Source organism: Pseudomonas jessenii (assembly GCF_002236115.1).
In the GTDB taxonomy this organism is placed as follows: domain Bacteria; phylum Pseudomonadota; class Gammaproteobacteria; order Pseudomonadales; family Pseudomonadaceae; genus Aquipseudomonas; species Aquipseudomonas jessenii.
Window position 1 is genome coordinate 144,956 of sequence record NZ_NIWT01000003.1, and the last position, 26,507, is coordinate 171,462.

At 52.4% G+C, this 26,507-nt stretch carries 21 protein-coding genes; 1 reads left to right on the forward strand and 20 read right to left on the reverse strand.

Translation table 11 applies throughout. The features are described from left to right. The first annotated feature begins 168 nt into the window (after positions 1-168). Positions 169-1,938, forward strand: a complete 1,770-nt coding sequence (locus PSJE_RS31935; RefSeq protein ID WP_090457115.1) for a calcium-binding protein — start codon at positions 169-171, stop codon at positions 1,936-1,938. 83 nt (positions 1,939-2,021) lie between these two features. Here the strand turns inward: PSJE_RS31935 and PSJE_RS09795 are convergent, their stop codons facing one another. The 20 genes from PSJE_RS09795 to PSJE_RS09895 all read right to left on the reverse strand — a co-directional run bounded on the left by PSJE_RS09795 (position 2,022) and on the right by PSJE_RS09895 (position 26,506). Further along, positions 2,022-2,357: a ComEA family DNA-binding protein gene (locus PSJE_RS09795; RefSeq protein WP_090457117.1), complete on the reverse strand. Its 336-nt coding sequence runs from the start codon at positions 2,355-2,357 to the stop codon at positions 2,022-2,024. 112 nt (positions 2,358-2,469) lie between these two features. Next, a complete protein-coding gene (locus PSJE_RS09800) occupies positions 2,470-4,464 on the reverse strand; it encodes a polysaccharide biosynthesis protein (RefSeq protein ID WP_090457119.1) in 1,995 nt (664 codons plus the stop codon). 103 nt (positions 4,465-4,567) lie between these two features. After that, entirely contained in the window at positions 4,568-5,593 is a 1,026-nt protein-coding gene (locus PSJE_RS09805) for an MraY family glycosyltransferase (RefSeq protein WP_090457121.1), read from the reverse strand. 64 nt (positions 5,594-5,657) lie between these two features. Then, positions 5,658-6,620 (reverse strand): UDP-glucose 4-epimerase family protein, encoded by a 963-nt coding sequence (locus PSJE_RS09810; protein ID WP_090457123.1) that lies wholly within the window; start codon positions 6,618-6,620, stop codon positions 5,658-5,660. A 20-nt stretch (positions 6,621-6,640) separates the two neighbouring features. Continuing rightward, positions 6,641-7,768 (reverse strand): non-hydrolyzing UDP-N-acetylglucosamine 2-epimerase, encoded by a 1,128-nt coding sequence (gene wecB / locus PSJE_RS09815; RefSeq protein WP_090457125.1) that lies wholly within the window; start codon positions 7,766-7,768, stop codon positions 6,641-6,643. Continuing rightward, positions 7,761-8,771, reverse strand: a complete 1,011-nt coding sequence (locus PSJE_RS09820) for a polysaccharide biosynthesis protein (RefSeq protein ID WP_056727149.1) — start codon at positions 8,769-8,771, stop codon at positions 7,761-7,763. Before PSJE_RS09820 ends, wecB begins: the two co-directional genes overlap by 8 nt. Before the next feature lie 33 nt (positions 8,772-8,804). Beyond that, a complete protein-coding gene (locus tag PSJE_RS09825) occupies positions 8,805-9,662 on the reverse strand; it encodes a dTDP-4-dehydrorhamnose reductase family protein (protein ID WP_090457127.1) in 858 nt (285 codons plus the stop codon). After that, positions 9,659-10,903 carry a glycosyltransferase family 4 protein gene (locus tag PSJE_RS09830; protein WP_090457129.1) on the reverse strand — a complete coding sequence of 415 codons (1,245 nt, stop codon included), beginning with the start codon at positions 10,901-10,903 and terminating at the stop codon, positions 9,659-9,661. The genes PSJE_RS09825 and PSJE_RS09830 overlap by 4 nt, the downstream gene beginning before the upstream one ends. A 3-nt stretch (positions 10,904-10,906) precedes the next feature. Continuing rightward, a complete protein-coding gene (locus tag PSJE_RS09835) occupies positions 10,907-12,046 on the reverse strand; it encodes a glycosyltransferase family 4 protein (RefSeq protein WP_090457131.1) in 1,140 nt (379 codons plus the stop codon). Positions 12,047-12,070: 24 nt separating this feature from the next. Beyond that, on the reverse strand, positions 12,071-13,996 hold the full coding sequence (gene asnB, locus PSJE_RS09840) for an asparagine synthase (glutamine-hydrolyzing) (RefSeq protein WP_090457133.1): 1,926 nt from the start codon (positions 13,994-13,996) through the stop codon (positions 12,071-12,073). A gap of 34 nt (positions 13,997-14,030) precedes the next feature. Further along, a complete protein-coding gene (locus PSJE_RS09845; protein WP_139212745.1) occupies positions 14,031-15,215 on the reverse strand; it encodes a hypothetical protein in 1,185 nt (394 codons plus the stop codon). Positions 15,216-15,357: 142 nt separating this feature from the next. Next, complete coding sequence (locus tag PSJE_RS09850) at positions 15,358-16,581, reverse strand: oligosaccharide flippase family protein (RefSeq protein WP_090457137.1); 1,224 nt, start codon at positions 16,579-16,581, stop codon at positions 15,358-15,360. Between the two features lie 5 nt (positions 16,582-16,586). Then, positions 16,587-17,636, reverse strand: coding sequence for an NAD-dependent epimerase/dehydratase family protein (locus PSJE_RS09855; protein WP_090457973.1), 1,050 nt, complete (start codon positions 17,634-17,636; stop codon positions 16,587-16,589). Between the two features lie 60 nt (positions 17,637-17,696). Next, a complete protein-coding gene (gene tviB, locus PSJE_RS09860; protein WP_090457139.1) occupies positions 17,697-18,974 on the reverse strand; it encodes a Vi polysaccharide biosynthesis UDP-N-acetylglucosamine C-6 dehydrogenase TviB in 1,278 nt (425 codons plus the stop codon). A gap of 422 nt (positions 18,975-19,396) precedes the next feature. After that, positions 19,397-20,437: an LPS O-antigen chain length determinant protein WzzB gene (locus PSJE_RS09865; RefSeq protein ID WP_090457141.1), complete on the reverse strand. Its 1,041-nt coding sequence runs from the start codon at positions 20,435-20,437 to the stop codon at positions 19,397-19,399. A 410-nt stretch (positions 20,438-20,847) separates the two neighbouring features. Next, positions 20,848-21,162 carry an integration host factor subunit beta gene (ihfB, locus tag PSJE_RS09875; protein WP_090457143.1) on the reverse strand — a complete coding sequence of 105 codons (315 nt, stop codon included), beginning with the start codon at positions 21,160-21,162 and terminating at the stop codon, positions 20,848-20,850. 149 nt (positions 21,163-21,311) lie between these two features. After that, the gene (locus PSJE_RS09880) at positions 21,312-21,596 is read right to left on the reverse strand and encodes a hypothetical protein (protein WP_090457145.1); all 285 of its coding nucleotides are present in this window, start codon (positions 21,594-21,596) and stop codon (positions 21,312-21,314) included. Between the two features lie 204 nt (positions 21,597-21,800). Continuing rightward, entirely contained in the window at positions 21,801-23,492 is a 1,692-nt protein-coding gene (gene rpsA / locus PSJE_RS09885) for a 30S ribosomal protein S1 (protein WP_007973639.1), read from the reverse strand. Between the two features lie 120 nt (positions 23,493-23,612). After that, positions 23,613-24,302: a (d)CMP kinase gene (cmk, locus tag PSJE_RS09890; RefSeq protein ID WP_007973641.1), complete on the reverse strand. Its 690-nt coding sequence runs from the start codon at positions 24,300-24,302 to the stop codon at positions 23,613-23,615. Then, positions 24,299-26,506: a bifunctional prephenate dehydrogenase/3-phosphoshikimate 1-carboxyvinyltransferase gene (locus PSJE_RS09895; RefSeq protein ID WP_235863965.1), complete on the reverse strand. Its 2,208-nt coding sequence runs from the start codon at positions 26,504-26,506 to the stop codon at positions 24,299-24,301. The genes cmk and PSJE_RS09895 overlap by 4 nt, the downstream gene beginning before the upstream one ends. Position 26,507 lies beyond the last annotated feature (1 nt).

Consider the following 26,507-nt stretch of genomic DNA (forward strand, 5'->3'; position numbering starts at 1 on the left):
CAGCGCTCGCCCTTACTCTCTGAAGACTTATAATTACGCTATGGCTGATAATGGTTCTTTAACATACCGCCCAAAGAACTGTAACATATGTGAAACTTTGGCCAGCAACGCCGTTTGCAGAACGATTCGGGTATCGGGAGCGGCCACCCAATCAATATGGAGTCACTTTTGATCAATTATTTTTCTTTAATCGCCGATATCGTCCGGGAAGAAGCGGCTGCAACCGGTGCGTTGCTGCAAGACGTCGCCCGCGAATTATTGGCCACCAATACAACTCACTCGGATGGAGCCTGGTGGGCTGCCCACGGCAATGACCCTTTCTATACCGCCGAGCAAATTTACAAGACCGTCACAGGCGACCCGACTGCCGAACGCGCAGAACTTCTGTGCGGCAATATGGTTAACGTATTCAGCGGCCTCTGCGCGGAGCTAGGCCTGCAAAAACGCACCATTTGGACGTATTCAGACTCCCAGGGATTCTTTCAGGGACATACGTACCTTGAAATTTTTAATACAACTACCGACAAATGGGAAATTCAGGACGCGGACTATAACGTCTATTACACCGACGTTCGAACGGGCGAGCGTGTTGGTGTCAAAGACATGATGAACGCAGACGACGTTGAATATTTCATCCCTAATAATGCAACTGAATCCGGATGGTCAGAGACAGGCGCAGAAGCCTTGCGCCTGGCTAATCTCTATGCAGCGCAAATTATTACTACGGAGCATAAACTCTATACCAGTAATGACAGCCTGAGCGATACCTTACTGGCCAGCATTGCCAATTCTCTGAGCGGAGTTTTTGACTATACGGTAGACAGCGGTGTCAACAAGCTGACCTCCACGCATTTTACCGATAGCAACGCCGTCACCAACAACGGGAGAGCCACGATCACTGGCACTTCGAGCGCTGACTTCATTTCATATGATGGCAGCTCACTCAGCCCGGTGTTCGCCACGCTCATCGGTGGAGCGGGCGATGACACACTCGCGCTACGTTTTTCCGGCGGCCAACTTTACGGTAATGAGGGCAATGACGTCCTGATTGGCGGGCAATTGGCAGATCTTCTGGTCGGCGGCACTGGTGATGACTACATGTCTGGCGGTTACGGTGCAGACCAGTACGCGTTTTCGAAGGGCGACGGCTTCAACGACACCATCGACAGTTTCGGCGTAGGTGCCGACCAACTGGTTTTCCTCGGCGTTAGCGGTACCGGTGGTTCAGGTCGTACGCAAATTTCGGAAAAAGAGTTCAACTTCAGGGTCGACCAGAAAGTGACCGCGGACGGCGTCTATCTTCGTTATGACACAGATGGCGACTCGCGTTTTGATGGCGGGATGTTGCTTGAAGGCCGTACGACACTGCTCACCGCCAAAGACGCTACATTTGTTTTCAACGCCGCCCCACTCAAAGACTTCAATACCACCGTCGTCGCTGGCAACCCTGGCTCCGGGTACGCCGATAAAATCTACGGTGGCAATGCGGCAGACAAAATCCTCTACACCGGTACGCTTGGCGCAGAACTGGCTGGCAGTACCAGTGGATTAAACAGCGGCAATGACATCATCCAGTCTCACTCGGATGCAAACTGCTCGCTGTACGGTCAGGATGGCAACGATGTGTTGGCTGGAGGAAACGGCAGCGACTTCATCGTCGGAGGCACCGGCAATGACCTGTTGACTGGCGGAAATGGGCGAGACGTTTTCGTGTTCAACGCAGGATCTGGCTCAGACACCATCCAGGACTTCAAACAAGGTGAAGACACCCTGTATATCTACGGCTGGACGGCTTCTACCAAGGCTGTGACGCAAACGCTGCAAGACAACGGGCTGGTTGTGACTTTCGACACCGCCGGCGATAGCGCTCACGGTGGCAATATCACGCTACTTGGCCAGACGACCTTGCTGAGCAATACCGACATGTTGTTTGCCTGAGTTCGGGTGATCAGCCCATCGGGCATTAGTTTCGCTAAAGAAAAAGGCCGATCAATGATCGGCCTTTGTCGTTGAATCACACCTCAGTTCACTTCGATCCTGTCGCGGTTTTTGTCCAGAATCGCCTTGCCGATACCCTTCACCTCCAGCAATTCGTCAACTGACGCAAACGCACCATTACTTTCACGATAAGCAACAATCGCTTGCGCTTTGGCCTCGCCCACCCCAGCCAGCTCACGTTGCAGTGTAGGTGCATCAGCACTATTGAGATCGACTTTGCCGGATTGTGCCTTGGCGACCACATCCTGCGCCAGAGGCGCATTCGTCACCTCAGGTGCCTTGGCAGGTGCGGCGATTGCCGTAAGAGAGGCGCTGGCGAGCAGGGCGAAAACCAGAGAGTAGAAACTGCTTGTACGCATTAGAGAAGCTCCATGCCATCGATTGAGAAAGCGGCTTTTCCGAAGCCGCTCTCCAAACTTAGGCGATGCTATTGAACTGTCAAAAATGTGTACGTTACCGGATATGAAACAATCAGGGTTCCAGGCGGCGCTGCTGGTAGATCCAGTCAACGATCTCACCATCCGGGGTGTAGCCGCTGACAGTGTCACGCAACAGCTGGCGGACGCGCGTATAGTCGTCCTGGTCCACCGCAGCCAGCAACTCGCTCAACTTGCCCTTGAGCAAATCCCAGGACAGGTGATCCTCGTTGGCCGTCATGATCATCGGGTGCTGTGTGGCCGCCACGTTGTCACCAATCAGCAGCTCTTCATAAAGCTTCTCGCCCGGACGCAGCCCGGTGAACTCGATAGCGATGTCGCCATGCAGGTTTTTCTCCGAGCGCACGCTCAGGCCGGACAAATGGATCATCTTCTCGGCCAGTTCGACGATCCTCACCGGCTCGCCCATGTCCAGGACAAAGACATCACCGCCCTGTCCCATGGAGCCCGCCTGGATCACCAGCTGTGCCGCTTCAGGGATGGTCATGAAGTATCGAGTGATCTTCGGATGCGTGACCGTCAGCGGACCGCCCGACTTGATCTGTTTGTGAAACAACGGAATGACCGAACCCGATGATCCCAGGACGTTACCAAACCGTACCATCGTGAAGCGCGTTTTGTTCACACGGGAAACATTGCTCGTATCACCGAACAACACCGGGGCCAATTCACGGCTCAGCGCTTGCAACGTCAACTCGGCAAGGCGCTTGGTGCTACCCATGACATTGGTTGGTCGCACAGCCTTGTCGGTGGAAATCAGGACAAAGTTGGCCACCCCTGCCTGGAGCGCGGCCTGGGCCGTATTGAGGGTGCCTATCACATTATTGAGCACGCCTTCGGCAATGTTGTGTTCGACCATGGGGACATGCTTGTAGGCCGCGGCGTGATACACCGTGTCTACTCGCCAGGTTTTCATGACATCCAATAACTTGTCCGGGTTACGAACCGACCCGAGAATCGGCAAAAGACGGATGGACAGCGACTCTCGAGCGATCCGCTGCTCCAGTTCGGACAAGATGGAATAAAGATTGAACTCACTGTGTTCGAACAATAGAAGCGTTGTCGGGCGCAGCGTCAGAATTTGCCGGCAAAGCTCGGAGCCAATGGAGCCCCCGGCGCCCGTGACCAACACGGACTGCCCTGTGATGCAATGTTCGAGCAAATCAGCCTGGGCCGGGACTGCGTCACGCCCAAGCAGGTCTGCAATGTCTACTTCCTGGATATCATCGACCTTGACCCGGCCGCTGGCCAGGTCCATGAAACCCGGGACGCTGCGAACGTGTAACGGAAAGCCTTCGAGAAACCCGAGAATCTCGCGACGGCGTCCACGGTTGGACGAAGGAATGGCGAGGAGAATTTCCTGAGCGCCAGTGTTGTCGATCATCTGCTGGATGTGCTTGGGCGCGTACACCTGTAACCCGGAGATCACCCTGTCGGCGATTCCGCTATCGTCATCGATAAAAGCAACAGGCCGCATGACGCGCCCCATCCGCAATGCAGTAACGAGTTGATTACCCGCCGCCCCCGCGCCGTAGATGGCCACTTTCGGCAGTCCGTCATCCCGGCTGGTGAACGGGACGTGCTGAGCTGCACTGAACCAGTCGCCCATGAAATACTGACGCATGGCCAGGCGCAGTCCGCCGATCATGATCAGGCTCAACCACCAATAGTTGAAAATGATCGAACGAGGAACGACGTTTTGATGATTGCTGTACCAGTACACCACAACGCCAAGTATCAAGGACGATAGTGTCACTGCCTTGATAATGGCAATGAGCGCGTCATTTCCAAAGTAACGCATGACGGCACGGTACATGCCAAAGCGGACGAAAAGAGGAATGGCAATGACAGGTGCACTGACAAAAAGCCAGACGTGCTGAGTGAACGGGTTGACTAACTCATCCACCCCAAGGCGCACGACAAACGCCATCCACAGGGCACACCAGACCAACGAAATATCGGTCAGAACCTGCAGAATACGCTTATGTCGTCTTGGCAGACTTAACAACCTTGCCCGAATCTTATCCATAACCCCTCTAAACACCTCTCGAAGCTCCTAGCATTGATACAGCAACTACAGCTTTCGGTAACTCACGTGCCGATAAAGCAATACTCAAAAACCAATGCGTCCATCACACCTTGCCAGCGATTTCCAACTCGCCTGCGTGAAACTTGAAAGCCAGCAACACCAGAGGCACGTAGGCCAGGACCAATCCCGCCATGCCATCGAGATACTGCATGACGACCAATATAGCCATTGGTACTAACCACAACAAATTGATCGCAGCGATTGCCAGCGTAACCGCCCGGTGACTGCCATATTTTCGTGAAGCATACTGGTATCCATGGCTGCGATGGGCCTCATAAACCTTGTCCCCGCGCAACAGCCGACGAATGAGGGTAAAGGTGGCATCAACGATAAAGACGCCCAACAAAATGAGCCAGGCCCAGAGGAACAGTGGGTTCGTCCATGCCGCATAGAGCGACATCACCGCCAATATGATGCCCAGAAAACCACTGCCGGCATCGCCCATGAAGATTTTCGCCGGCGGAAAATTCCAGACAAGGAAACCCAAGACGGCCATCGCCAGTACAAGCGGAGCAATGGCGAGGCTGCTGTGGCCCGCGATCCAGTAAACCAGGCAAGCACCGACACAGGCGCAAATCGCCTCGACGCTGGCCAGACCATCAATACCATCCATGAAGTTGTAAAGATTGAGCATCCAGACCAGATAGAACGCTGCGATGACATAACCGAACCAGCCGAGACTGAACTCATGGCCGAACAGATTGATCGGCGCCATCCCCCCAATCCAGAACAATGCCCAGATGGCACCACCGAAATGCGCAAGCAGGCGCCAACGCGCGGCAATATGCCCATGGTCATCCAAAAAACCAACGATTGCGATCCAGCCGCCTGCCCCCAGCAGAGCCAGCGCCATCGGCCAGGCCACGGCATCTGTCCAGGCCAGGACAGGCAACGCAATCAGAAAGCTCACGACAATAGCCACACCACCACCCCGAGGGGTCGGAACCGAATGTGAACTACGCGCATTAGGAATATCTATCAAGCTGCGTGCCAATGCGTATTTGCGCAATGCACCTGTGCCCAAGAATGAAACACCCACCACCAACGCCAACAGCCATATTGTGTTCAAAGGTCAACTTCCTGAAACAGCCAAAATCAATTCTGCAATTGAACCGGCACTGTCATAAGCCAGCTTAGCGCTGCCTTTCCTTGTAGTAGTTGGCAGCCGACACAAGCGCCTCATCGACGCTGACCGGAGGAGTCCAGCCCAGCAATTCCCGAGTTTTGCTTATATCGACCTGCAATGAGCCGCACAGTCGTTGGGACAAAGCCTGCTTGCCCAGTAGCTGTGCACCGCGCTCAAGCAACACGCTTGGCACAGGTAGCAAGCGTGCAGGTTTACCCAACGCCTGCGCCATCCGCGTCAACAATTGTGTCGTGGACAAATCCTCCCCATCACTGACGAGGAAGGTCTGATTGGCGGCAGCCGGATGACGGATGCAGGTGACGATCAAATCAGAAAGGTTTTCGAGCGCGACCAGGCTGCGCCGATTATGGATAGCCCCGAATGGCAAGGGAATGCCCTTGTCCAGCCAACGCATCATGTTCAGAAAGTTGGCTCTCACACCCGGACCGTAAACGAGCACCGGACGGATGATCACCACTTCCATCCCGCTGGCGGTCGCAATCTCGCGCAGCCCCTGCTCGGCCTCCATTTTCGAAATGCCATACGGATCGCCAGGCGCGGGGGTCGCGTCAGCGAAGTACGGCTGATTGATCGGCGTACCTTCGCCATTGACCTTGATCGAACTGATGAACACAAAGCGACGAACACCCAACGCGGCTGCTTGCCGTGCGAGGCTAAGCGTGCCTTCGACATTCACCTTGCGAAACGCCTCCAGCGGATCGGATTCGGTATCATTCATGACGTGAACGCGAGCCGCGCCATGAATGACAACCTCTACATGATCCAGCGCCTGCGACCAGTCGGTATCAGCACTAAGCCCGGCAGTTCGGACGGTAGTAACGCGCGAAGGACAGTCAGGCAAGGCGTGCCCACGAATGGCTGCCACTGGCTCCAGATCGTCAGAGGCCGCCAAGCGGCCCAATACCGCACGACCAACGAAGCCCGTTGCACCTGTCAATAAAACACGCATTTTTCAAACCTCGACGGCGCTCAGGATTTCGACCAGACAGTACGATTGATGTAGTCGGTGTAACTCAATACGACCCGAACTACCTGCTTCGACACAGGACCTGCCTGGTAATCCCTCACGACCGGGATAACGCGCTGGGTACGATCATGCTGGCTGGTTACAACACGTACGGCATCCAGAACGCCCTCCACTTTCAGGCCACTCATGATGAGAGTGCCTTCGTCCATCCCTTCTGGGCGCTCGTGCGCATTACGAATAGTAATGGCAGGCAAATTCAGAAGAGAGGCTTCCTCAGTGATGGTTCCACTGTCGGACAGCACGCAGAACGCCGACATCTGCAACTTGATGTAGTCGAGCAGACCGAATGGCTTCGAGAAGCGAATCAGTGGGTGGTCCAGCGATTCACCGATCGCTTCCAGGCGCTTGCGGGTACGAGGATGCGTGGAAACGATAATTGGATACTGGTACTTGTCGGCCAGGGCTCGCAGCGTTTTGAGCAGATCACGAAGGTTGTCCGGCGTATCGACGTTTTCTTCACGGTGAGCGCTGATGATGAAGAACTTGTCCTGCTCCAGGCCTTCTCGTGCGAGCACGTCGGAGGTGAGGATTTTCGGCATGTAATAGTCGAGCACCTCCTCCATGTGCGACCCGGTCTTGATGATGGTTTCAGGACGAATCCCTTCAGCAATCAGGTAGCGCCGGGCATGCTCGGTCAGGACCATGTTGATATCGCTAAGGTGATCGAGCACCTTGCGATTCAGTTCTTCAGGGACGCGCTGATCAAAGCAGCGGTTGCCGGCTTCCATGTGGAACACCGGAATCTTGCGGCGCTTGGCGGCAATGACGGCCAGGCAGGTGTTGGTATCGCCGTAGAGCAGAAGCGCATCAGGCTTTTCGGCCTCAAATACTTCATCCGCCTTGGAAATCACTTCGGCGATGGTCTTGGCTGCGGTATCGCCTGCAGCACCCAGGAAGTAATCAGGCTTGCGAATTTCAAGGTCATCGAAAAAAACCTGATTCAATTCGAAGTCGTAGTTTTGACCCGAGTGAACCAGTACATGATTAACCTGCTTATCAAGCTCGGCAATAACGCGGCTCATCTTGATAAGTTCTGGTCGCGTACCAACCAGCGTCATGACCTTAAGCATCAAGTTGCTCCTGAATGTATTCCAGATTCAACAGAACTTTCTTCACGCCTTCTACATCAAGACGCTCGGTGTTGTGGGAGGTGTAGTCGTCGAGATCGGAAATCTCCTGTTCGCCCTCAACAAAAAACTTCTTGTAGTTAAGGTCGCGATTGTCCGAAGGAATACGGTAGTAGCGCCCCATGTCTTCGGCCTTGGCCATTTCTTCACGGGAGATCAGCGACTCGTAAAGTTTTTCACCGTGGCGGGTACCGATGACCTTGACGGCATTGTCACGAGCGAACAATTCCTTGAGCGCTTGCGCCAGGTCCGCCACTGTCGAGGCAGGTGCTTTCTGGACGAAAATATCGCCTTGCTCGGCGTGCTCGAACGCGTGCAGAACCAGGTCAACAGAATCCTCGAGCGACATCAGGAAGCGTGTCATGTTCGGGTCAGTGACGGTCAGCGGCTCACCGCTCTGCAGTTGATTGATGAACAACGGGATCACCGAACCACGGGATGCCATGACGTTACCGTAGCGGGTTGCGCAGATCACCGGACCTGTCGCCGGAATCATCCGCGATTTGGCAACCATCAGCTTTTCAGCCATGGCTTTGGAAATACCCATCGCATTGATCGGATAAACAGCCTTGTCGGTGCTGAGCACAACAACGCGCTGCACACCCGAAGCGATGGCCGCATTCAGAACGTTTTCGGTACCCATGACGTTGGTACGCACGGCTTCCATCGGGTAGAACTCGCAGGAAGGCACCTGCTTCAGGGCGGCGGCGTGGAAAATGTAATCCACCCCCACCATCGCCTGATCAAGGCTATCGCGATCACGTACGTCACCGATGTAGAACTTCACTTTGTCATTCGACAAAGCAATGCGCATATCTTCCTGCTTTTTCTCGTCACGGCTGAATACGCGAATCTCTTTTACGTCGGTATCCAGAAAACGCTTCAACACCGTATGGCCAAACGAGCCCGTACCGCCCGTGATCATCAAAACTTTATTATCGAACATAACGATCTTCCCAAACCTGATTGAATTTAATGATCAACGCAACGCGCGCATCGATTTAACCAATTCCAACCATGAAGGTGGAACGTAACCGGTCGCAGCCTGGAACTTCGTGGAGTCCAGTGAACGATCTATAGAAACTTGACTATCGGCGATGATATCGATTTGCTTTTCATAAACTTCCGCTACCAGTTTAAGAAGCGACAGCTTGTCGATCGGCGCCACCGACACATGATAAAGGCCATGGAGTTGCGGATTCGGGATCACGTAGTCGCGAATGACACGCGCGAGCTCTACGGTAGGAAGTCCCGAGAAAATGGCCTTCTCATAACCCTTGACCGGCCCGCTCTGGGACAGGAACCAGTCCACCAGTGAATACTGGCTCCCCAGTTCGTGACCAATGATCGAGGTCCGCAGGGTGACGGCATTCAGGTCCGTGTGAAGCTCACCGATGTACTTGGACTTACCGTAGAGATCCTCTGCATCGGAGATATCCTCCTCGGCGTACATGCCTTTACGGCCGGAAAATACGCAATCGGTGCTGATATGAATCAGGCGAGAACCGGACAACGCGCACAACTTGGCAATACGATGGGGCAACATGGCATTGATAGGGAGTGCGGAAAGCGGATCTTTGGCATCGGCCAATTGTTTGATGAGCCCGACGCAGTTGATGACGACATCCGGCTTGACCCGTGCCAGCACCGAAACCAGCGAGTCCTGGTCAAGCACGTCGACATTGCTGATCAACGAACTGTGCATGTCCTCAGAAAAGTATCTTGCGCCACCCGGATTGCGCAAAGTGCCCCACACCTCGTAGTGCGGGTTTCCATGGAATTGCCTGAACACTGTGCTACCCAGCATTCCGGTGACCCCTAACACGAGAACTTTCATTTTGAGCTACCTTTTAATTCATTGATCCTGCTACTGAGGATTTCGACCAGACGCTGACTTTGCCGCTCCATTTCGAAATGCTCGAGGTAGTAAGCCCGACCTGCCTGCCCCAACGATTCCCGCTCATCCGAAGTCATGCGAAAAAGTTGCTCAATGCAGTTGGCCATACCTTCGGCGTCTTGCGCTGCAGTGGTCAGACCGGCTCCCGCCTCTTGAATGACGCGCGCGCCCTCCCCGTCCAGCGCGGCGATAATCGGCCTCCCCGCAGCCAGGTAAGCCTGAACTTTACTAGGGATGGTATAGGAGAACGCCTCATCCTGCTTCAACGTCACCAATAATCCCTCGGCGCGACTGAAAAAATGTGGCATTTCAGTGGCCGCAAAGCGTCCGGCGAGAACAAGGTTGTCCAGACCTCGGGATTTCTTCTGGGTTTCGATCCAGTTCGACATACTGCCACTGCCGACCAATACAATCCTGAGTTCCGACAAATGGCGAAGTTTGTCAGCTACCTCAACGAGGGTTTCGACCGACTGCGCGGTCCCCAGGTTTCCGGCAAAAACCAGACAGAAATGGTTGTCGAGCTCCGCGAGCAAGGGTGCGGGAATCCGGGTCTCTTCGACACTCGCAGGTACATCCTGATACGAGTTTGGGTAATACACGACCTTGCCAGGATTGGCGTAACGGGCGACCGGCTCTCGAAATGCCCTCGACTGAACAAGAAGCGTATCGACGAAGGCGTAAATACCTTTCACCAGCCAGCCCACAACGCGCAATATTGCTTTGTTCTTGATGAACCCGGTCGCACTCAAGCTCTCCGGCCAGAGATCCTGAACCCATACGACCAGATGACTCTTGAGTTTCCACTTCAAGTAAATCGCCGGGATTACCGATGTAATCGGAGATGGCGCAAATACAAAAATCGCATCATAAGCCTCCCCTTTCACTGCACGCGGGTAGTACTTCAAGCCATTCAGGATGAATGACAAATAGTTCAACACGAGGTTTTTCGCACCCGAAGTACCACGAGGTCTAAGAGGTGCACGGAAAACACTGACCGAGGACTCGAATTTTTCTTCCTGGGCCCCGGAAGCACTATAGCCGCTAAAGACGACGCCATCCGGGTAGTTGGGCTTTCCGGTAAGGACTTTTACGTCGTGGCCTTGAGCAGATAAAGTTTTGACCAAATCATTGACGATAAAAGACTCCGGCCAAAAATATTGCGACACCACAAGAACCTTCATTTATCAAACACCTTTTTTCGGGCACACGGCCAGCGCCAACAACTCTGACCATGTTTTTCTTGAGGTATTTTCCCAGTCAAACTTATCGCTCTGCGTCACGGCCGCAACGGACAGTTTCTTCAAAAGATCCGGACTCGTTAAGGCCTCGGACAGAACGCGGCCTATATCTTTTGGGTCAAACGGAGAAAAATACAGAGCTGCATCTGCTCCGAATTCCGGCATCGGCATTACGTTCGAGCATATCATCGGCCGGCCAGAAGCAAGCGCTTCGAGCAGAATATTAGGGCAGTTCTCGCACGATGAAGCAAAGAGATTCAGATAAGCGTGATGATAAAGAGGAGGAAGACTCTGATAGGGAATAGCCCCCAGCAACAGCACTTGCGCTTCGAGGCCTAGCGTTGCAATCAGAGACTTTACCCGCTCGGCTTCCGGCAGGTTTACTTCGCCGACAAGAACCAGGGGGAATTTCTCACGAAGTTCAGTTGGCAAATTTGCATAAGCACTGACCACTTCATAATGATGTTTGTATACATCAAATCTCGACACGTATAAAACATATTCACCCGCGGGCAAAAACTCCGGCCGAGGAACGACAGCATCACCGTGAGTCCGAAATACAGAGCCAATTCCGTGAGGAATCGTAACAGCATTCTTAATCTTGGTTAGTGATTCAATGACACTACGTGCGTAATTGGAAATAAATATCGTCAAATCAGCATCGCGCATGCTCTTGAGCATAATACGATTCAGTAACCAGTTTCTCAGACGCTGCAACCCGAGCGGAATGCTTTTGCGTACTCGCAAGTCAAATGGAATCATGTTCCGAAACATCGTCGCAACTTTGCAACCTGCAGGTGCAGAGGTGCCCACTACGCCACCGGGACAAAACAGGACGTCAGCCTTCTCGGCCTTCAAAATACCGGGCAACACCCACCGCTCCCATACTGCTCTCACAATCGGATTTTCAGTGGGCCAGGCTGGTTCGACCCGCCTGATCCTCGGGTGATCCGGCAGCTTGAGTGACGCCGGAGCGAAAACCAGAATTTCAAGATCCGCATTGTCAGGTACGAACTGAAAAAGATTAATCAGATATGTCTGACCACCACCAAGACGGGCAGAGAGCGCATTGAAAACTATCTTCATGGAAAACCTTTTGCCCAATCTAAATTAGTGGTTATTTTTATCGAGCCAGGATTGGAACATTAGAATATTCCACAAATGAAGACTCCGATCGTATGTTCCACTCTGATGCTGGAGCCATGCCGAGCGAATTTTCTGACAATCGAAGTAGCCCTCTCTCTTCAGTCGCTCCTCCGTTAACAACTCCTCCGCCCATTCTTTCAGCGGCCCACGCAACCATTGCGCCAGTGGAATAGAGAAGCCCGCCTTAGGCCTATCGAAGAATGAAGTCGGTACGTATCGCTTAAGAAGCTCGCGAAGCGGCCATTTTCCCACGCCATTTTTTATCAGTTGGTCTGACGAAAGGGAAAACGCGAGTTCTGCAACTCGATGATCAAGCAATGGAGCGCGGGTTTCCAGGCTTGCGCTCATCGCGCCGCGGTCCACTTTAACCAGCAAATCATCAGGCAAATACTGAGAGACGTCCCAGCGACGCATTTCCTCGACGTAATCAACTGCCGACTCCCAGGAAGCAACGCCTTGATGTTGAGCATCGATACCCAGGACCACATTGTCGGTCGACTGCCACTGAGACATCAATCCGGTATACATCTGCGCCAGATTTTCAGAGCCCAACAACTCGGACATTCTGTAGATACGCCGACCATTAACCTTGGCTCGAAGACTGCCAGGCAAAATCGAACAGACGTTGTCCCAACCTTTGGACGAAAGCGAGCGAAGTGAATAGGCCATGATCTGGCGTGCAGGCAACGGCAGCTTTTCTATGCGCGCCCATAGTCCCGCGGTAATCTGATAGCGAGGATATCCGGCAAAAAGCTCATCTCCACCGTCACCGGACAAGGCTACGGATACATGCTGCTTTGTCATCCTGGAGACCAGGATTGTCGGGATTTGAGAGGAGTCAGCAAAAGGCTCGTCGTATATTTCCGGTAAGTGCGGAATTATAGAAACAGCATCGTCAGCGCCCAGATAAAATTCGGTGTGGTTAGTCCCCAAGTGCTTAGCAATAGCTTTAGCGTAAGGAGCCTCATCAAATTCAGGTTCGTTAAAGCCGATCGTGTAAGTGTTGATGCTGGTAGAGCTTTGCGACTGCATCAACGAAACTATCAAGCTTGAATCGACGCCGCCCGACAAAAAAGCCCCAAGTGGAACATCGGCGATCATCTGCGACTTTACAGCAGCAGACAATCTTTCACCGACAACGTCTACAACTTCCTTATCGCTGGCCTGCGACAGTTCGTCTCTTAATTCGCCAGCCGCCGGTAGCGTCCAGTAGGAAACGGGCTCTGGCGCACTGGAAAACGAACCAACACTAAAATAATGCGCCGGCTGCAACTTTTTTATGCCTTCGTAGATAGATTCCGGAGCCGGAACATAGCCATACCTTACAAACTTCGCCAGTGCATGACGATCAATTCTCAAATCACTGCCAAATGCCGCCTTGATTGCCTTCAATTCAGAGGAGAAGACAAAACGGTCGCCCACAATACCGTAATAGAGTGGTTTCTCCCCCATTCTGTCTCGCGCCAGGGTAATCGTTTTGGAAACTTTATCCCAGACAGCAAAGGCAAACATGCCTACCAGGTTTTCAAGGGTTTTCTGTACCCCCCACGCGCCGATTGCGGCCAACAACACTTCTGTATCAGAGTGCCCACGCCAAACACGTGCCAAACCTGACTCAATCAGCTTTTCGCGCAGCTCATTGAAGTTATATATTTCACCATTAAAAACAATAACAAAGCGCTCGTCATCGGAAATCATCGGCTGACTTCCATGTACCGACAACTCCAGGATCGAAAGCCGTCGGTGTCCCAGCGAGACCCCACTATCGGCATCTGACCAAACTGCTCCATCGTCGGGACCGCGATGCATCAGCGCATCCACCATTTTGCCAACGGCAACGGCGTTTTGCTGATTCAACTTCCACCCGACAACTCCCGCAATTCCGCACATACCTATTCTCTCAATCCAGTAAAAGTATTTAAGCTCACTTCAAAACCCGAACGAGCTTCATAGTGAGGAATAATCCTAATGCCATCACATAAAAAACCAATGAGTTCAGCAAGTATATTTCGCCATACCAAACCCAGTGCATGACCGTTGCGGCACAAAGCATATATAAGAAAATTCGCAAAAAATCATCCTCGCGGCAGCACGAGTCGATCAACCGCAAGAAACAGACACTGATGAATCCATTCATGAAAACACCAAACAATCCGAAATTCTCAAAAGCCACACCAGCAACGTGAATTCCACCGAGCCCGGTAATGTAATACCAGAGGGCCGGATTATCCACCACAATGGGCTTTTCCATACCGAAAGCTGAATAGAAAGGCGATGGTGCCAGCGAAAGAAACATGTCGAGATAGGTCTGACCGTAGCGTAGGTGCTCCCCATCCCAGAAATTGGTTAACTGCTGAACAAGCGGTAAAATTATCGCATTCCAGGAGTTAAACAAAAAATACTGCGTAATGTTGTCCGCCGTTAAGTCCACGTCCATTCGGCCCATTGAAACAACAACACCACTGACGAGCAGAAGGACCATGAACGCAGCAACAAACAACAGAGCTTTAAACTTGATAAATTGATTATAGCGAAACATCAACCCAAGAATGGCAGCAACAACCAGTACAACAAAGTCCCGATCCCCTGTCATAGCGTTGGCAACACAATAAGAAATCACCAGGGCGACAGACACCATAAACATCAATCTGGATGGGTAGGACAATGCCAAAGCAACGATCGCGATGATGGAAAAAACCACCACTGACTCGACACCCGCGAACATTTCAAGCATCGCGTCCGGCTTTACAAGCCTGAAGCTAATGAAAAAGGCGGACAGCGCAAGGAAAATCCCGCCGGCTAATTTGAAGTCCAGCGGGGAAAAAAATGTTTCTCGGTGCAAGTGCAAATTTCTGGGCGGCACCAAAAATGACAGTAGATAGGCAATGAGTCCGCCAGCGACACCAAGGAACCAGACGAGCGAAAGTCGGAATACCAACAAATCATCCAGATAAAAATCATAGTCCCCAATTGGCCAAAGCGTAACGGTGTTACCCCACAGACAACTCACAAGACCAAGGAAAGGCACCGAATAACAGACGGCATACAACGCAACCAGGTATTTTTTGGATATCAGACACAGAACGCATTGCGTGAGCAAAATAAGCAAGCACGTCGAAACCAATAATATAACCATTAACCCTGACCAACAAAAACAAAGCAACTGAACCGTAAACCAGACTCAATACTGGCCCCAACATCACTTTCAGCCATGGGCGCTGTACAAACACAACTCACACCCAAAATGCTTATCATAGCACCAACTTACGGCCACCCAGGACCGCCAGTACAGTAAGTTGAGTTGCTAGCGCCAACACAAAGGACCTGAAAAGATCGACTGCCAACATATCACCTTTGAAACCAGCGACTACCGTTAGCGACAGATAAACAAACGCATAAAAGCAACTGCCAAGAAAAACAACCCTGGTCATATTTTTGCTATGCAATATTTGAGTAACGATTGTAGTCGTAAGCCCTATACCACCTGCCAACACTGCGTAAGTCAGAAGATCATTTTTGCTGCAAAAGCTACTACCGAGCAAACATAACCAGTAACTCTGTGTCAAAACCAGAAACACAGGCAAACAAACTGAAATTGACAACCCGAGCATCAAGTACAATTTGCTGGCACTATTCCCGCGCCCTGCCAGCTTTACAATGGCATAGGATGTAAGCGAGCTTGGCAGCACAGTCACCAAAATATAAAATAGAAAAAACAGATTAAAGTAGCCAACCTCAGACACATTCAAGCTTGAGTTGGCAAATATCATCAGGCAAACAATATGGACAGGAGCCCCGAGAAGCATACTACCGGCGACAGTCGGAGCCCCTGAAAGTGAAAGCAATGCCATCATTTGTCGAAAAGAGGAAGTCTCTTGTCTCTTCTGCTCCTCATGACTGAACTTATTTTTCCGTATGGTAAAAAAACCAAATGCGGGAGCGATTAGCGTACAAATCGCCAGGGTTAGAATGACACCCTCTATTTCTCCTCCAATCTTCGCAATGGAAACTACCAGCAGTAACCCAAGCAGACCATGAACCGCCAGTGCAGCAGCCCATTTCCCTGAAGTATTAAGGGAGAACATAAGACCGGTTATAGTCAAATTGCAAACACAAGCGAAACCTAGAAAGAATGCTCCGATCAGCAAGTAACCAGGATTCATTTCGTACGAGGAAGCAGGCGCCGGAAAAACCAAAAACACGATAACACAGAGAGCACCTACAACGATGCCGCCCCATGACATGAGTCCCAAGGAAGTCCTATAATTCACTTTTTCGGTATTAAAGACCGCATAGCGGCTCAACGCCACACTCAAGCACTCTCCTACCACCGTCGCGATGCCTGTTACGATCGCATAGTGGTAAGAGAATACGCCGTACAGCTCAACACCTAAAATTCGCGCCAAACTAAACAACAAAACAAACATACAAAGCTTGTTTGCAAGAACAGTGATTGCGCAGATCTCTTTAATCACTGATTTTAACTTCTTGCAAAGAACGAGACATACCAATCTGCAGCTTTCAACATACCTTCACCAACATTGAAAAGCGGCTTGTAGCCCAACAGATTCTTTGCCTTATCAATATTTGCCTGAGAGTGCCTTACGTCGCCCGCACGAAAATCCCGATAGACCAAATCCGAGGTAGACGTGACATCAACGCGAGCCAAAGCATCCTTGATACAGGCAAAAACCTGATTCAATGTTGTCCTGTCACCGACGGCGACGTTGTAAACATTATTCTTGGCTTCCGGGCTGGCACAGGCAGCCAGTATATTGGCCTGGACTGCGTTTTCTACAAAACAAAAGTCCCGACTGGTTTCACCATCACCATTCACGAAAACTTCTTCGTTATTGATCATGGCCGCTGTCCACTTAGGAATCACGGCAGCATAAGCGCCATTTGGATCCTGACGCTTGCCAAAGACGTTAAAATAGCGAAGCCCAATGGTATTGAAACCGTATGTACTGGAAAAAACCTCAGCATACAATTCGTTTACATACTTCGTGACCGCATAAGGGGAAAGCGGTTTACCAATCACACCTTCAACCTTAGGAAGCCCGGGATGGTCCCCATAGGTAGAACTGGACGCGGCATAAGTAAAACTTTTTACTTTCGCATCCTTTGCCGCAACCAACATGTTCAAAAAACCGTCGATATTGGTGCTGTTCGTTGTAATAGGGTCATTGATGGAGCGAGGGACAGAGCCTAATGCAGCCTGATGCAAAACGAAGTCCACTGGAATATCAGTGGCCGCTGGAAAGGTCATCGCACTTCTGCAATCTTCAATGTTTCTGATATCACCTTTTACCAGTGCAAACCGCGCCCATTGCTCAGGACTCACTACCGATTGCACTTCATCGAGATTACGCTGGTGCCCTGTTGCAAAGTTATCGAGACCTACAACCCGCTGATCTAATTGCAGCAATGTCTCCAATAAATTGGAGCCAATAAATCCGGCCACCCCCGTCACCAGCCAAACCTTTGGGGATTGTTGAATTTCAGCTTTAACTTCTTCGAAACGGATCATGTAGTTCTCGACTTGGTTTTTCCGGCGGTAACGAATCAGGGTCATTACTGACCCTGAGATTCAGAGACGCAGATCTGATTGAGAGGCATCCAGCAGGTACTTAAGGTCATAGAGAACGTGCTCTGCCTTACCCAGGCTCCGAATCTGCTCAGCCCCCATCGCAGAGAATTCATTATGTGCGACAGCCAGAATGATACCGTCGTAAGAATTAACCTGTGGCTGGCCGATAGGAGTGATTGAATACTCGTGCATTGCTTCCGCCGCATCAACCCATGGGTCATAAACATCAACAACAATATTGAACTCAGCGAGTTCATTCACAATATCGATGATTTTAGTGTTACGCAGATCCGGGCAGTTTTCTTTGAACGTCAACCCCATGATCAGGACGCGAGCACCGTCAACATGAATTTTACGTTTCAGCATCGCCTTGACAAGTTGAGAGACTACATAGGCTCCCATGCTGTCATTCAAACGACGACCCGCTAAAATGATCTCGGGATGATAACCAATGGACTGTGCTTTGTGAGTCAGGTAATAGGGATCTACACCGATGCAGTGACCACCCACCAGTCCTGGGCGGAATGGCAAGAAGTTCCATTTCGTCCCCGCTGCTTCCAGAACCGCCTGAGTATCGATACCCATCTTATTAAAAATAAGTGCCAACTCATTGATCAGGGCAATGTTCAAGTCGCGCTGCGTGTTCTCAATAACCTTTGCCGCTTCGGCAACCTTGATACTCTTGGCTTTATGAGTTCCGGCGATAATGATTGTGTTATACAAAGCATCGACCAGATCAGCAACCTCTGGAGTGGAACCGGCGGTTACTTTTTTAATGGTAGTAACACGATGCTCTTTATCACCAGGATTTATCCGCTCTGGGCTATAACCTGCATAAAAATCAACATTGAACTTCAGCCCGGATACTTTCTCCAGCACTGGAACACAATCTTCCTCAGTAGCACCAGGATAGACCGTTGACTCGTAAATAACGATATCGCCCTTTTTCAAAACACGACCAATCGACTCACTTGCCTTAATCAAAGGAGTCAGATCCGGCCTCTTATGCTCATCAATCGGGGTTGGAACGGTAACAATAAATATATTGCACGCAGACAATTCTTCCAGCACAGAGCTAAAACTTAAACCCGATGCGGAGCGTAATTCACAATCGGACACTTCAAGAGTAGCGTCATGACCGGCCTTTAGTGCTTCGATTCGGCGCTGGCTGATATCAAATCCGACCACTTGCATTTTTTTGCCAAACTCAACCGCCAGCGGCAAGCCCACATAACCGAGACCCACTATGGCCAACTTTACATCTTCGAGTTTAAGCATTGTTTTCCCTTGCCATTCATCAATATTAAGTCGATCGTAAAAAAGCGCGCCAAACCTTGCGCCTTAGAAACAAAAATCACGGCTGCCTAAGTCAGAAATTATACCGAAAGCGCCTAACGGAGCCATAACAATTTTCAGAAAGCCAAGGAGGAACCCGGACGCTCCCCCTTCCGCTTGAGCATGCTTTGAGAACCACCGCTGCAAGGCAAGCCGTCGCAACACAACAGCCAATTTTCGAGCGCGACCTGCTTATCACGATGCTGGGCATATACTCAACCCCGCATCAGAAAAAACGTGCGAAATCCGACAAAAAGGAGGTCCTGACCAACCGGACAGACAACTCACGTTTAACCCAAAGGTAGAACCACCCCTCCTTGGGCGATGTACCACTTATGCACAGCAGTCAAAGAATTGAAATACAGCTATTCCGGTTTTACTGCAAAGAACCCACGAAGCAATACGAAAGCAACGCCGGCGATCAAACCTGCAACAACACCCAATATAAGGACCAGCGTCTTGTTAGGTTTCACTGGATTGTCTGGCAACTCCACTGCCCCATCTTGCCGATAAACAGAAACCGACACTGGATCTGTTTTCAACCCCTTAAAGAAATAGTATTGATCCTGAAGATCACGCAAATGCTCCGTAAAGGGGTCATCGGACTTGCGAGCCTGTAAACTTTCAATTTCCGCTTTTAGTGCTTTCGAGCCACGCATGTACGTAAGCTGCCCTGCCTCCCCACCCGCTATAACCGATTGACTCACCGTGATCGAAGGCGGCTTCTCCAGACCGATTGACTCGGCAATCCTCAGCGCCTCACTCAACCTGGCGATCGAATCTTCTTTGGCCTTGCTGCTTTTTTCCCTGGCGGAACTTATCTGCTGCTCCAGATTACGAGCCCGAACCTCAGACTCAATTGAAACGTTCTTGATCATTTCGCTTTTGGCCAATTCACCCGCCTGAGCAACATATGCAGCAACCCACTCTTTGGCCTTCTGGGGATCGGTAGCCTGCACGACAACCGAATACCTGTCAGAGGTCTCCCTAAGTGGCGGAACCACACGCAACACACGAGAGAACGTCGAGTACAGGACATCCCGGGACTTTTTCCGCTCATCCGAAGACAAACTCGGCAAATAAGTCTTGCTAAAAAAATCTAGACGGAGCGACTCCGCTTGCAAATATCGTGTGTAGATTTCATAGACATCCTTAACAGTGTAAGGAACCAACTCTGACTCTTTCATCCGACCATAATTAAAGTTGGATATATCATTCTGAGACGGCGGTATCACAAAAGCCTTCGCCTCATAAACGGGAGAGACAAGGAAAGCATAGCTCGCCGCGAGAGCAGCACCTAATAAAGTAAAAACGATGACAACAAGTTTTTGCCGAAAAATCGCACGAACAAAATTCTGAAACTCAAAATATTCTAAATCACTATCTTTTTTTGAATCGACACGCATATTTTGTTAGCCTTTTTTTTACTTAAGCGGTCACTTTAATTGCACAGACTAAACCACTTGAGAACCATCAACGCAAACCAAGCAAACAAAGGGGAAACTTCCCCCTTATCTACTCTCGCAATACACTGTATTACATACTCGGACGAGCGCAAAAAAAAACATCAAACAAATCAATACCAGCCTATCGCCCACGCCTCCTAACCCCAAGAAAATGAGCCACCACAACCCCTCCACCAAAGATCATCCCCATCAGGAACGAAGCAACTCCGAACATCGAGATCTGTAGCTGAGGCGAAGAAAAACCGAGAAAGGAAACAACGACAAGCTGCTGGTTTTCCAGCACGAAGAGCAGGCATACAACTGATGTTAATAAGACAAGCCCGGTAATCATGAATCGCTTGATGCGACTCTTATCTCGCCAACTCATCGTCACCTAATTCCTCCTCATCTTCATTTACACGATCACGTAACTCTTTACCTGGTTTGAAATGCGGAACGAACTTGCCATCGAGACTGACAGACTGGCCAGTTTTCGGATTGCGCCCTACCCGTGGCGCGCGGTAGTGCAGAGAGAAGCTGCCAAACCCCCGGATCTCGATACGATCCCCGGTAGCCAGACATTGGGACATTTGCTCAAGCATGGTCTTGATGGCCAGCTCCACATCCTTGGATGAGAGCAGCCCTTGATGGGTGACAATTCGTTCGATCAACTCCGACTTCGTCATATTTTTCCCTTCTTTTTCAAGCAGCTAGATCAGCGCTTCAAAGGTTTTAGCACGCCTGCACGATTTTGAACAGCCTGAGTTTTACCATCTATCCCAGCCCCCCAAAATGCTTGATCCCCGGAACGGGAAGACTCTGGGCGATCACCCTGTCATCGGCAAATCACCAGCATAGTGCGCGTCAGGAAACCTGCCGGGTTGAACCCAAAAAGCCCATCCTCCTCCTCGACTTCCTTGAGATCATCAGACCTTGCCACGACCTGGTAGCCCGCGCCCTTGCATTCCTTGGCCGCACGCTTGTAACACTTGTCCCATTTCGAACCGAGCCCCGAACAATCGACCTCAATACCGCTAACCCCACGCACTACGTGAGTTTTGGCACTGGTGGTACAACCCGCCAATGCCAGCACTGCCACTGCGACAATGAGCTTGTTCATTCACGTCCTTTTGCCAGAAAGCCTGTCAGGCGATCATTAGTCTCAGGCTAAAGACTAGCTGCAAATAAGCGCTTGATCCGACTAAACATTCAGACCTTCTTTCGGCGTTTTTGGTTCACGCCCCAGGCATCCGAACGCAATTCACCAAACGCCAGGCACAAAAAAGGGCGACCGAAGTCGCCCTTTTTTACAGAAAGTCAGAACTTAGTTCTGTTTTTCCATTTGTGCACGCAGCAGGTCACCCAGAGTGGTGGCCACAGGAGCATCAGTAGCTACTGGCTTGTCGCGCAGGCTCTGGATTGCTTCTTTCTCGTCTTCAACGTCTTTCGACTTGATCGAGAGCTGAATTACACGGCTCTTGCGGTCAACGCTGATGATCTTGGCTTCTACTTCTTCGCCTTCTTTCAGAACGTTGCGCGCGTCTTCAACGCGGTCACGGCTGATTTCGGAGGCTTTCAGAGTCGCTTCGATATCGTCGGCCAGAGTGATGATGGCGCCTTTAGCGTCAACTTCCTTCACGATGCCTTTAACGATGGCGCCTTTGTCGTTCTCTTGAACGTACTCGGAGAACGGATCGCTTTCCAGTTGCTTGATACCCAGGGAGATGCGCTCGCGCTCTGGGTCAACCGACAGGATAACGGTGTCCAGCTCGTCGCCCTTCTTGAAGCGGCGAACGGCTTCTTCGCCCACTTCGTTCCAGGAGATGTCGGACAGGTGAACCAGACCGTCGATGCCGCCGTCCAGACCAATGAAGATACCGAAATCGGTGATCGACTTGATGGTGCCGGAGATTTTATCGCCCTTGTTGAACTGGCCAGAGAAATCTTCCCATGGGTTGGATTTGCACTGCTTGATGCCCAGGGAGATACGACGACGCTCTTCGTCGATGTCCAGAACCATGACTTCCACTTCGTCGCCGACTTGTACGACTTTCGAAGGGTGGATGTTCTTGTTGGTCCAGTCCATTTCGGAAACGTGTACCAGACCTTCAACGCCTTCTTCCAGCTCAGCGAAGCAGCCGTAGTCGGTCAGGTTGGTTACACGCGCGGTAACGCGAGTGCTTTCTGGGTAACGGGCTTTGATAGCAACCCATGGATCTTCGCCCAGTTGCTTCAGGCCCAGGGAAACACGATTGCGCTCGCGATCGTATTTCAGAACCTTGACATCGATCTCGTCGCCAACGTTGACGATTTCGGAAGGATGCTTGATACGCTTCCAAGCCATGTCGGTAATGTGCAGCAGGCCATCGACGCCACCCAGATCGACGAATGCGCCGTAATCGGTGAGGTTCTTGACGATACCTTTGACTTGTTGGCCTTCCTGCAGGGATTCCAGCAGAGCTTCGCGCTCGGCGGAGTTCTCGGCTTCCAGGACGCTGCGACGGGAAACGACAACGTTGTTGCGCTTCTGGTCCAGCTTGATGACCTTGAATTCCAGCTCTTTGCCTTCCAGGTGCGTGGTGTCGCGCACTGGACGGACGTCAACCAGAGAACCTGGCAGGAACGCACGGATGCCGTTAACGTCGACAGTGAAGCCGCCTTTAACCTTACCGTTGATAACGCCCTTGACCACTTCTTCGGCTGCGAAGGCTGCTTCCAGAACAATCCAGCATTCAGCGCGCTTGGCTTTTTCACGGGACAGCTTGGTTTCACCAAAGCCGTCTTCAACCGAGTCCAGAGCAACGTGAACTTCGTCACCGACGTTGATGTTCAGTTCGCCAGCGTCGTTGTAGAACTGCTCAAGCGGGATGAGTGCTTCAGACTTCAGGCCAGCGTGAACGGTTACCCAGCGAGCTTGGTAATCGATATCAACGATAACACCGGTGATGATGGAGCCTGCCTGAAGGTTCAGGGTTTTTAGGCTTTCTTCAAAGAGTTCCGCAAAGCTTTCGCTCATTTTAATTCCTGTTGATGAGGGCGAAGAATACGCCCATCTCCACACCCCAGACGGTGTGGGTTAGTTTCATTTAAAAGAAGCCACCGCAGGACTATGACTGGTCCCCTGCGGCCTTCTTGGTCACCCGGCGATATCGCGAATGGCGATCTCGCTCATGATGCGTTCCAGCACCTGGTCGATGGATAATTCCGTGGAATCCAGCTGTATGGCGTCAGCCGCCGGTTTAAGCGGGGCTACCGCTCGCTGGGTGTCACGCTCATCGCGCGCACGTATCTCATCTAGCAGACTCGACAGACTAACACCCTCGACCTTGCCCTTCAACTGCAAATATCGACGGCGCGCCCGTTCCTCGGCGCTGGCGGTCAGAAAAATTTTCAGCGGTGCGTCCGGAAAAACCACTGTGCCCATGTCGCGACCATCCGCCACAAGGCCCGGCGCTTCCTGAAAAGCCCGCTGGCGCTGCAGCAGCGCCTCGCGCACAGCCGGCAACGCAGCTACCTGGGAAGCACCGGAACCGACGCTTTCGGTGCGAATGACATCGCTGACTTCATCACCTTCCAGAATGATGCGTTGCAACTGACCGTCCGTCGCCGCGATGAACTGCACATCCAGATGAGCGGCGAGTTTCTTCAGCAGCTCTTCATTGGTCAGGTCGACACCATGGTTATGCGCGGCGAAGGCCAGCAATCGGTACAACGCACCGGAATCCAGCAGGTTCCAGCCCAGGCGCTTGGCCAGAATCCCGGCTACCGTACCCTTGCCCGAACCGCTTGGCCCATCGATGGTGATGACCGGTGCAATGTTGTTCACGACTGTGCCTCTTGCGCCACGCGAATACCGACCTGTGCGCACAGCGCCAGGAAATTCGGGAACGACGTCGCGACGTTGGCGCAATCATGAATGCGGATTGGCGCACTGGCGCGCAGCGAAGCAACGCTGAACGCCATGGCAATACGGTGATCACCATGACCGTGCACTTCACCGCCGCCGATCTGGCCGCCGTCGATGATGATGCCATCCGGGGTTGGTTCGCACTTGACGCCCAGCGCCAGCAAACCATCCGCCATGACCTGGATGCGATCCGACTCCTTGACCCGCAGCTCTTCGGCGCCACGCAACACTGTGCGCCCTTCGGCACAGGCGGCGGCGACGAACAGCACCGGGAACTCGTCGATCGCCAGCGGAACCAGCGCCTCGGGAATCTCGATACCTTTGAGTTTAGCTGCACGTACGCGCAAGTCCGCCACCGGCTCGCCACCCACTTCACGCTGGTTTTCCAGGGTGATGTCGGCGCCCATCAGGCGCAGGATGTCGATCACGCCGGTACGGGTCGGGTTGATGCCGACGTGTTCAAGCACCAGCTCGGAACCCTCGGCGATCGATGCCGCCACGAGGAAGAACGCCGAGGACGAAATGTCACCCGGGACTTCGATGTGGGTCGCGGTCAGTTTGCTGCCGGACTCGACCGATGCGGTCGCACCGTTGACCGTTACCGGGTAGCCGAAGCCACGCAGCATGCGCTCGGTATGGTCGCGGGTCGGAGCAGGCTCGGTCACCGTGGTCTTGCCTTCGGCATACAGACCGGCCAGCAGCAGGCAGGACTTAACCTGGGCACTGGCCATCGGCATGGTATAGGTCAGGCCCTTGAGCTTGTTGCCACCACGAATGGTCATCGGTGGACGACCTTCGGCGGCGGTTTCGATCACCGCGCCCATTTCACGCAGCGGATTGGCCACACGATTCATCGGGCGCTTGGACAGCGAAGCGTCGCCGGTCAGGGTGCTGTCGAAGTTCTGCGCGGCCAACAGGCCGGACAGCAGACGCATCGAAGTACCGGAGTTGCCCAGATAGATCGGGCCCGGTGCCGGCTTCAGGCCATGCAGGCCAACGCCGTGAATGGTCACGCGACCGTGGTGCGGACCTTCGATGACCACGCCCATGTCACGGAACGCCTGCAAGGTCGCCAGGGCATCTTCGCCCTCGAGGAAACCTTCGACTTCGGTGACGCCTTCGGCCAGGGAGCCAAGCATGATCGAACGGTGGGAAATCGATTTGTCACCCGGTACGCGAATCCGACCGGACAGGCGGCCACCAGGTTGAGCCAGGAAAATCAGATCGTTGGAATTCATAGCGTCCACATAGGCCCTGCGGGCCAGGATTTTACTGAAATGCTCGCGGGCAACCCGGGCGCGAGTGAAAACGCCCAACAATTGGTGCCCATCCCCTGCATCGACCGCGTCGCGCAAGGCGTCGAGATCGCTGCGAAATGTATCGAGTGTGCGCAGGACAGCTTCGCGGTTGGCGAGGAAGATGTCGTGCCACATGACCGGGTCGCTTCCGGCGATTCTTGTGAAATCGCGGAAACCGCCCGCAGCGTAACGGAAGATCTCAAGATTTTCATTGCGCTTGGCCAACGAATCGACCAGGCCGAACGCCAACAAGTGCGGCAGATGGCTGGTCGCGGCCAGTACTTCGTCGTGACGCTCGACCTGCATGTGCTCGACATCGGCGCCCAACTCGCGCCACAAACGGTCGACTACCGCCAGGGCTGCCGGATCGGTTTGCTCCAGCGGCGTCAGGATCACCTTGTGGCGACGGAACAGTTCAGCGTTGGAGGCTTCCACCCCACTCTGCTCTGAACCGGCAATCGGGTGCCCCGGCACAAAGCATGACGGCATCTTGCCAAATGCTTCGGTGGCCGCGCGCACCACATTGCCCTTGGCACTGCCGACATCGGTCAGGATCGCCTGCCCCAGATCCATGCCCGCCAGACGCGCAAGCACTTTCTCCATGGCCAGGATCGGCACCGCCAGCTGGATGACGTCGGCGCCCTGACAAGCAACGCCCAGGTCTTCCTCGCAGCGATCCACCACACCCAACTCGACCGCGAGCTTGCGCGATTGCGGATCGAGATCGACTCCGACCACTTCGCGGCACAGACCGCTTTCACGCAAGCCCTTGGCAAACGAACCGCCGATCAACCCGAGACCGACCACCACCAGGCGACCGATCATA

Coding starts and splice junctions, on each gene's coding strand:
- PSJE_RS09880 (WP_090457145.1), bottom strand. CDS start 21,596: ATGAACAAGCTCATTGTCGCAGTGGCAGTGCTGGCATTGGCGGGTTGT.
- ihfB (WP_090457143.1), bottom strand. CDS start 21,162: ATGACGAAGTCGGAGTTGATCGAACGAATTGTCACCCATCAAGGGCTG.
- PSJE_RS09895 (WP_235863965.1), bottom strand. CDS start 26,506: ATGATCGGTCGCCTGGTGGTGGTCGGTCTCGGGTTGATCGGCGGTTCG.
- PSJE_RS09825 (WP_090457127.1), bottom strand. CDS start 9,662: ATGAAAGTTCTCGTGTTAGGGGTCACCGGAATGCTGGGTAGCACAGTG.
- rpsA (WP_007973639.1), bottom strand. CDS start 23,492: ATGAGCGAAAGCTTTGCGGAACTCTTTGAAGAAAGCCTAAAAACCCTG.
- PSJE_RS09865 (WP_090457141.1), bottom strand. CDS start 20,437: ATGCGTGTCGATTCAAAAAAAGATAGTGATTTAGAATATTTTGAGTTT.
- PSJE_RS09795 (WP_090457117.1), bottom strand. CDS start 2,357: ATGCGTACAAGCAGTTTCTACTCTCTGGTTTTCGCCCTGCTCGCCAGC.
- PSJE_RS09830 (WP_090457129.1), bottom strand. CDS start 10,903: ATGAAGGTTCTTGTGGTGTCGCAATATTTTTGGCCGGAGTCTTTTATC.
- PSJE_RS09800 (WP_090457119.1), bottom strand. CDS start 4,464: ATGGATAAGATTCGGGCAAGGTTGTTAAGTCTGCCAAGACGACATAAG.
- asnB (WP_090457133.1), bottom strand. CDS start 13,996: ATGTGCGGAATTGCGGGAGTTGTCGGGTGGAAGTTGAATCAGCAAAAC.
- PSJE_RS09835 (WP_090457131.1), bottom strand. CDS start 12,046: ATGAAGATAGTTTTCAATGCGCTCTCTGCCCGTCTTGGTGGTGGTCAG.
- PSJE_RS09810 (WP_090457123.1), bottom strand. CDS start 6,620: ATGCGTGTTTTATTGACAGGTGCAACGGGCTTCGTTGGTCGTGCGGTA.
- PSJE_RS09855 (WP_090457973.1), bottom strand. CDS start 17,636: ATGATCCGTTTCGAAGAAGTTAAAGCTGAAATTCAACAATCCCCAAAG.
- tviB (WP_090457139.1), bottom strand. CDS start 18,974: ATGCTTAAACTCGAAGATGTAAAGTTGGCCATAGTGGGTCTCGGTTAT.
- wecB (WP_090457125.1), bottom strand. CDS start 7,768: ATGCTTAAGGTCATGACGCTGGTTGGTACGCGACCAGAACTTATCAAG.
- PSJE_RS09820 (WP_056727149.1), bottom strand. CDS start 8,771: ATGTTCGATAATAAAGTTTTGATGATCACGGGCGGTACGGGCTCGTTT.